The organism is Pseudomonas emilianonis (assembly GCF_023072625.1).
Taxonomy (GTDB): domain Bacteria; phylum Pseudomonadota; class Gammaproteobacteria; order Pseudomonadales; family Pseudomonadaceae; genus Aquipseudomonas; species Aquipseudomonas paraveronii.
On record NZ_JAKNRV010000357.1, the window covers coordinates 1 to 5,072 of the forward strand.

3 protein-coding genes and 1 pseudogene are annotated in these 5,072 nt (G+C 61.8%); all 4 read right to left on the reverse strand.

Going from position 1 to position 5,072, the window contains the following annotated elements:
- Nucleotides 1-23: 23 nt before the first annotated feature.
- A pseudogene (locus L9Z73_RS24980) lies at nt 24-962 on the reverse strand (Na/Pi cotransporter family protein); the annotation flags it as partial.
- Between the two features lie 211 nt (nt 963-1,173).
- The gene (locus L9Z73_RS24985; RefSeq protein WP_247406784.1) at nt 1,174-1,941 is read right to left on the reverse strand and encodes a TerC family protein; all 768 of its coding nucleotides are present in this window, start codon (nt 1,939-1,941) and stop codon (nt 1,174-1,176) included.
- A gap of 64 nt (nt 1,942-2,005) precedes the next feature.
- Nucleotides 2,006-3,313, reverse strand: coding sequence for a CitMHS family transporter (locus L9Z73_RS24990; protein WP_247406788.1), 1,308 nt, complete (start codon nt 3,311-3,313; stop codon nt 2,006-2,008).
- Nucleotides 3,314-3,663: 350 nt separating this feature from the next.
- The coding region (locus tag L9Z73_RS24995) for a DUF4105 domain-containing protein (RefSeq protein WP_247406791.1) at nt 3,664-5,072 on the reverse strand (1,409 nt) is incomplete at its 5' end.

The following is a 5,072-nucleotide window of genomic DNA, read 5'->3' on the forward strand; positions in this document are numbered from 1 at the left end:
GCTACACCACGTTAGGCGCCAGCGCCGGCTATCGCTTCAACGTCGGGCAGCAACCACGCGCAGACCCGGGCCATCGGGCCGATGCTCGGCAGCAGGATCAGGCAACGACTGACGTTGTAGAGCAGGTGGAAGCTGATGACCATGCCTTGGGCGCTGTAATCCAGGCTGTCCATCCACAACACGAGCGGGTCAAGCACCGGGATGATCAGCAACAGGCCGATCAATTTGTACAACAGGCTGCCCAGGGCCACCTGGCGTCCGGCGGCGTTCTGCATGTTGGTGCTGAGGAACGCCAGCACGCCGCTGCCGATGTTGGCGCCGATCACCAGGCCGATGGCCACGTGCAAGCCGATCACACCGGCGCCGGCCAGGGTGGCGGTCAGCAGTACGGCGGCGAGGCTGGAGTAGGAAATCATCGCGAACAACGCGCCGATCAGGGCATCGAGCAGGATGTCGCCGGTCAGCGAGGCAAACAGCACCTTCACGCCCTGCGCGTGGGTGATCGGCCCGGCGGCTTCGACGATCAATTGCAGCGCGAGGATGATCAGCCCGAGGCCGATCCCGACCCGGCCCAACTGCCCGGCCCGCGTCTGTTTGCGTGTCAGGAAGAAAATCACCCCGAGAAAGATCAGCAGCGGCGACAGCCAGGACAGGTCAAGGGTGAGCACCCGAGCCATCAGCGCCGTACCGACGTCGGCGCCGAGCATGGTCGCCAGCGCGGGCATCAGCCCCATCAGGCCCTGGCCGACAAACGACGTGACCAGCATGGCGGTGGCGTTGCTGCTCTGCACCATGGCCGTCACCAGGATACCGGCGACAAATGCCAGCCAGCGCTTGGACATGTTTTGCCCGATGACGTGGCGCAGGTTGGAACCGTAGACCCGCAGGATACCGGTACGGACGATATGCGTGCCCCAGATCAGCAGGGTCACGGCGGAAAGCAGATTGAGCAAGGTCAGCATGCTCGGCCTCCCGTGTGGGTGGGCTCCAACAGGAGCCAATGAGAATTGCCGCGTGCCGTTCTACGTCTTGTACTTAAGCTGTAGTTGGCGAATGGGCTCTGCGCCAGCATCGCATAGCTAAAGTTGGGATTGAAACAAAACTGTCATGAGATCAATTTTTTGCAGATGAAAAAATGGGGCGCGAACGCCCCATTTCAGCAGCGGATCAAGGTTATTGACCCGGAATGTCCTTGCGCAGTTTCACAGGGTCCTGCTGTTTCTTCTTTTTCGCGATGGCGGTGCGCATCTTGATGTTCACCACTTCCACCGCCAGCGAGAACGCCATGGCGAAGTAGACGTAGCCTTTAGGTACATGCACGTCGAAGGATTCGGCGATCAGCACGGTACCCACCACCACCAGGAACGACAGCGCCAGCATCTTCAGCGACGGGTGCTTGTCGATGAAGTCGCTGATGGTGCCTGCTGCCAGCATCATCACCAGCACCGCGACCACGATCGCGGCGATCATCACCGGTACGTGGGACACCATGCCGACGGCGGTGATGACCGAGTCCAGGGAGAACACGATGTCGATGATCGCGATCTGGATGATGGTGTAGATGAACTTGCCGCCGGTGCCTTTGGGCTCTTCGTGGGTTTCGTCTTCACCTTCCAGGGCGTGGAACATCTCCTGGGAGCTTTTCCACAGCAGGAACAGGCCACCGAAGAACAGGATCAGGTCGCGCCCGGAAATGCCCTGGCCGAAGACCACGAACAGATCGTCGGTCAGGCGCATGACCCAAGCGATGGACAGCAGCAACAGGATACGCGTGACCATGGCCAGGGCCAGGCCGAAGAGCCGGGTGCGCGCCTGCATATGCTTGGGCATGCGGCTGACCAGGATCGAAATCATGATGATGTTATCGATGCCCAGGACGATCTCAAGGGCCGTCAGGGTGAAGAAGGCAATCCAGATTTCCGGATTGGTCAGCCATTCCATGTGTATTCCTTTAAGCAAGTGTTAAACCGCGCCAGCTGCAGCGCCGCGCGGCGAGTCGGTAGGATTATAGAGTGCTGAACAGCGGAAAAATCCCCATCAGCAACGCGGCGAACATTATGCACAGGCAAACCAGCACTGCCCACTTCAGGGTGAAGCGTTGGTGATCGCCGAATTCGATACCGGCCAGGGCCACCAGCAGGTAAGTCGACGGCACCAGCGGGCTGAGCAGGTGTACGGGTTGGCCGACGATGGAGGCACGGGCCATTTCCACGGCGGTGATGCCGTAGTGGCTGGCGGCTTCGGCCAGTACCGGCAGTACGCCATAGTAGAACGCATCATTGGACATGAAGAAGGTAAACGGCATGCTCACCAGCGCGGTAATCACCGCGAGGTAAGGGCCCAGGGCGTCGGGAATGACCGCCAGCAGGCTCTTGGACATCGCGTCGACCATGCCGGTACCCGACAGGATGCCGGTGAAAATCCCGGCGGCGAAGATCAGCCCCACCACGGCCAGTACGCTGCCGGCATGGGCGGCGACGCGGTCTTTCTGCTGTTGCAGGCACGGGTAATTGACGATCATCGCGATACTGAACGCCACCATGAACAGCACCGGCAGCGGCAACAGGCCGGCGATCAACGTACACATCAGGGCCAGGGTCAGTACGCCGTTGAACCAGATCAGCTTCGGACGGCGGGCGTCCGGGTATTGCGACACGCTGATTTCGCTGTGGTCGATCTCGTCGCCCTGCAGGTGCAGTTCACCCAGGCGCGCACGTTCGCGCTTGCCGTACATATAGGCGATCACCAAGATCGCGACCACGCCGGCGGCCATGGCCGGGATCATCGGTACGAAGATGTCTGACGGGTCCACGTGCAGCGCACTGGCGGCGCGGGCGGTCGGGCCACCCCAGGGCGTCATGTTCATCACGCCACCGGCGAGGATGATCAGGCCGGCCATGATCCGCGGGCTCATGCCGATGCGCTGGTACAGCGGCAGCATGGCGGCCACGCAGATCATGTAGGTGGTGGCGCCGTCACCGTCGAGGGACACCACCAGGGCCAGCACGGCGGTGCCGACCGAGACTTTCAGCGGGTCGCCCTTGACCATCTTGAGGATCTTGCGCACGGCCGGGTCGAACAGGCCGGAGTCGATCATCAGGGCAAAGTAGAGGATGGCGAACATCAGCATCACGCCGGTCGGCGCGAGCTTGGTGATGCCTTCGAGCATCATCGGGCCGATCTTCGGCGCAAAACCGCCGAACAGCGCGAACAGGATCGGCACGATGATCAGGGCGATCAGCGCGGACAGGCGCTTGGTCATGATCAGGAACATGAACGTGATGACCATGGCAAAGCCAAGGAAAGTCAGCATAGGAATACTCCAGGCGTAGCGCGGCTAGGGAATGGCGAACCGGGTGGGGTCAGCGCAGAACGAGAGGCACTAGGCTTACGGGCGGAGTGTGGGCGAACAGGCGGGTACGGGCGGACATCGGGAATCACCATTGTTGTTAATAGCCGGTCTGTTGCCGGCAGTGGGGGCGATCCTAGACGCGTTAGCTTTCAGCCAGCTTTCGTTGATCAAACACGTGATATGGAAATGACACACGGTCTCCAGGCTTGCGCAGATCAAAATGTGGGAGGGGGCTTGCTCCCGATGGCGCAGTGTCAGCCACGGTTGTATTGGCTGATGCACCGCGATCGGGAGCAAGCCCCCTCCCACATTCAGGGCAATTCGAGGCCGCCGGCGGCTTTGTGCAGTTTGCGCAGATGTTCGCCGACCTGCTTGAGGTTGGCCTCGCAGGCGGCGATTTCGGCTGAGCGGGACGGGTCCAGCAGCGCCCTCACCTCTTTGTCCAGCTCGCCGGTCAGGGATTGCAGCTGTTTTTGGCGCTCGGCGCTTTCCGATTCAAGGCGCTTTGATTCCGAGGGTTGCGGCAGGCCGTAGCCGCTGCTGTCGAGCAGTTCCGCCGGGCGGCTGAGGAAGCCGCTGTTGGCGAGAATTTGTTGCAAGGTGGCGTTGGCTTTCTCCATGCCGCCGTTTTTCAGCTCGCGGGCGCCGAGGTAGCGCTGTTTGACTTCGTCCTGGGCCAGCATCAATTGTTTGCGAAAGCTCGCCTGTTCCAGCAGCAGGAGCGCGGCGCTGGTGCGCAGGTCGGCCTTGTCGAACCATTGGCGGCGCTCTTGCGCACTCAGGGACAGCCAGTCTTCGACCTGGGTCTGCTTGATCGGCAGGTGCTTGCGCAGCACGTCGAACATCGCTTGATAGCGCTCGCGGAACGAGTCGAAGTGATAGCCCAGGCGCAGCGCCTCGCGCTTGTCGTTCAATACGCTGGTGTCGGCCAGGCCGCGCGCCTGCAGGACCTCCAGCAGCCCGTTGGGCGTGATGTTGTCCAGGCCGGTCAGTTGCGGGTTGGCGCTGCCGCTGCGCAACAGTTTCAGGCCTTCGACCGCGCAGTTGTTGGACAGGAAGAAGTAGTTGCCGTCGTAGCTCCAGTGCATTTCAGCCGCGTGCTCGACGGTGTCCTCGATCTCCCGACGCGTCAGCTTCAGCGGCACCGAGGCGAGGCCGCGCAACTCGGTCTTGGTGTACTCGTCGATGACCTGGGCCAGCGGCAGCACGAACAGCCGTGACGGGTACTTGCCCACCAGGCCATCCCAGCTCGACAGCTGTACGTCACCGACAAAGGCGCGGTAGGACAACACCAGATGCTGGTCCAGATCGAGCCGACAGTCCGGGCCGCGAGGGCGACCGGGCGCGCAGATCACCAGGCGCAACATGCTGTGGCCCCAGCGGCTGACCAGGTTCTGGTTGGCTTCGGCGAGCAGGTAATCGATTTCGTAGACCCGTTCCGGGTCGACATGGCCCAGGGGCGTCTTGGCGAAATCGTTGCCGGCGTTGAGAAAGGCGTAGGTCTTGGCGCAGGTGTCTTGCTCGGGCGGCGCCCAGCCAAAGTGTTCCTTGTAATAGCGGAACAGCGCGGGGCGGCGGCAGGCGTAGCTCGGGTCGAACATCGGGCGTTTGTCGGTATCCAGCAACTGCACGCGCAGACCTTCGGGGCTCAGTTCTATTGCGATCTGCTGCTTGAGTTCGCGCAATTGCGGGTCGTGATCCACTGCACTATCCAGGCGCT